The organism is Neobacillus drentensis, assembly GCF_036962125.1.
GTDB lineage: Bacteria > Bacillota > Bacilli > Bacillales > Cytobacillaceae > Neobacillus > Neobacillus drentensis_B.
The window spans coordinates 17,732-20,239 of the sequence record NZ_JBALOA010000022.1; the positions used below are offsets into that span (position 1 = coordinate 17,732).

Genomic DNA, 2,508 nt, shown 5'->3' on the forward strand with positions numbered 1-2,508 from the left:
AAGGAATTTTCCGCTCACTCGGTAAATGAGGACCTGTTTCATTTCCCGTCATAAAGAATTTTCCGCTCACTCGGTAAATGAGCGCCGAAAACTTCAGGTCAGTCCCCGCAGTGGGGACTGATCCTTTTTGTTGAGACTGCTATTTTTACATAATGATTATTTCTTAATATCCAGATTGAACTCTTCCAATTGTTCCTGTATGACTTGAATATAATTCATCATTGCGACTCTTACGATAGACGGGTAGTAACGACCGTTCAGTTCTTGCTCGCATTCCTCTAAATCCATCTTTTTAACTGCAATAATTTTATTCAATTCTTCTGTACTCATCAAAAATCACTCCCCATAATTTGATTCTAATCAATATATCTCTTTTCCTGCTCTCCAAATTCCACTCTCCAAACCTACTATTTATAAAATAAGGTTGGACAATTTTTTCATCGTTTATACCATGTGACGGGAGAAACGTCCCTTTCTGTTAAGACTTAATTAAGGTTGGCGTTTCATAATACAGACATGGACTTAGAAAGCATTTAAAAATTGAAAGGAGTCCTTCACATGCAAAAGAAAAAATTTACCTCTTGGGGAGTAAGCTTCGCCAGTCTTGCTCTTGTTGCTGGAATGATGTCATATATGGGAATGACCAATAAAGATACAACAAGTACAACAACAGTAGCGACCACACAAAATTTTAGTCAATCATCTCAAAGTGAGAGTAACCAAGATTCATCGATGACTTATGAGGTCCCTAGCCAATCAACTGATACTAGTGCATTTACTGATTCTAGTGAATCTACAGACACTAATGGAACGGGGCAGTCAGATGACCAATCTTTTTCACAAGATCATTCGTTTCCAGGTCAACTCGGCGGCTTTGATACTACGACCGGGGGAACCTAATGAAGAAGTATCATTTCTTGTCAATGAGAACGATACAACTACAGGAGGGACCTGAACATGTATAAGTATAATTTCAATTCGATGAGTACAATGGTCCAACTATCAATCAATCAAGAACTATTCGCCAATGATCTCATGCCGGTATACAAATTATTTGCCTCTGTCGAAGACACCTGCAGCCGGTTTAAAGAAGATAGTGAGTTATCCAAGTTAAATCAGCAGTTAGGGAAGGAGGTCGAGGTATCGGATTCATTATTTAGTATTTTAAAAGAAGCACTTAAATTTTACGAAGAAACAAATGGAGTATTTAATCCTGGTATTCTTTCAGCAATTGAAAACAGCGGTTATACAAAATCGATTGAGTATATTAAAGGGCGGGAGTTGGGTGTCCCGTCCCCAACAGCTCCGGTTTTTACAAAACTGAAGCCTTATCAATTAGATGAAGAAAAGCAAACCGTGCTGCTAAACACTGGTATTGATTTAGGTGGAATTGCGAAGGGATGGGTGGTCGATCGTGCAGCGGATATCTTATCCGAAACTGGCTATGGATTTGTTAATGTCGGTGGAGATATTCGGATCTTTGGAAGTCTGCCGCGCTCCTTAAATATTGGCATTGAAGATCCGATTAATCCTTCCAAAATGCTCTCTTCGATCCAAGTATCTGACGGAGCTGTCGCCACTTCTACTTCGATGAAAAGAAGATGGACGATGAATGGAAGTAGTAAGCATCACCTGATTGATGCGGCAACAGGCGAACCGTCTGCGAGCACAATTATCTCGTCTACGGTAACGTCACCTACGGCTGTGGAAGCGGATGTATTAGCGAAAGTAGTTCTATTATTGGGAGAAGAGCGCGGGAAGGCCTTGCTTTCTGTTAAAAGGTATCCAGCGGTTATCATAAATGAAGCAAAAGAAATTTGGAGAGGTGGCGAATAAAATGGAATCATTTGAATGGTATGCCATCCGGGCAACCGGCGTTGTGGCTTATCTATTATTATACTTGGCGGCATTAACAGGAATCTATTCGGCGGTACAGAAGAAACGGAAAAAGAAAGTCAATCATCTCCTTCATTTTCATGAGGTATTGTCAGACTGGTCATTGAATATGACGGCCGGACACTTAGGAATCCTATTGATTGATGCTTACATGAAATTCAGTGGGTCGGATATCCTGATTCCTTTTAGCGGCAGCTATGAAACAATCTCGATGGGAATAGGATCGATTGCGACGTATTTCTTAGTTTTAACGATTGTCACATCGAAGTTCCGTAAGCAAATTGGTTATAAAAGATGGCAGAAGCTGCATGCCCTTAACCCTATTCTGTATATTTTAGTTACGGTACACGGGTTAATGAGTGGTACGGATTTCCAAGGGATGGTTTTGGCTGTGGTTAATATTGTACCAGTCGTCCTTATGCTAGGAATGTTTCCTTCTGAAAATAAGAAGGTAGTGGTGTAGAGATGGGTTGGAGGTTCCTCCAAGCCATTTTTTTGTTGTATAGGAAATTATAAAATAATTAATTGTGGATATATTGATTTAGTCTCTCTGAATCCAGCTCCAGCGCCCAACGGCTAGTGTCCTTCGCTCTCCGCCCTACGATAAGTCAA

At 40.4% G+C, this 2,508-nt stretch carries 4 protein-coding genes; 3 read left to right on the forward strand and 1 reads right to left on the reverse strand.

Features of this window, described 5'->3' with window-relative positions; all coding sequences use genetic code 11:
- Positions 1-156: 156 nt before the first annotated feature.
- Positions 157-330, reverse strand: coding sequence for a hypothetical protein (locus tag V7121_RS18885; RefSeq protein ID WP_335501385.1), 174 nt, complete (start codon positions 328-330; stop codon positions 157-159).
- A gap of 228 nt (positions 331-558) precedes the next feature.
- Here V7121_RS18885 and V7121_RS18890 point away from each other — a divergent pair, with 228 nt between their 5' ends.
- Genes V7121_RS18890 through V7121_RS18900 form a run of 3 tightly spaced genes read left to right on the forward strand, consistent with a single transcriptional unit; the run spans position 559 to position 2,359 of the window.
- Complete coding sequence (locus V7121_RS18890) at positions 559-900, forward strand: hypothetical protein (protein WP_335501383.1); 342 nt, start codon at positions 559-561, stop codon at positions 898-900.
- 57 nt (positions 901-957) lie between these two features.
- Positions 958-1,836 (forward strand): FAD:protein FMN transferase, encoded by an 879-nt coding sequence (locus V7121_RS18895; RefSeq protein ID WP_335501380.1) that lies wholly within the window; start codon positions 958-960, stop codon positions 1,834-1,836.
- Position 1,837: 1 nt separating this feature from the next.
- A complete protein-coding gene (locus V7121_RS18900) occupies positions 1,838-2,359 on the forward strand; it encodes a ferric reductase-like transmembrane domain-containing protein (protein WP_335501378.1) in 522 nt (173 codons plus the stop codon).
- Positions 2,360-2,508: the final 149 nt, after the last annotated feature.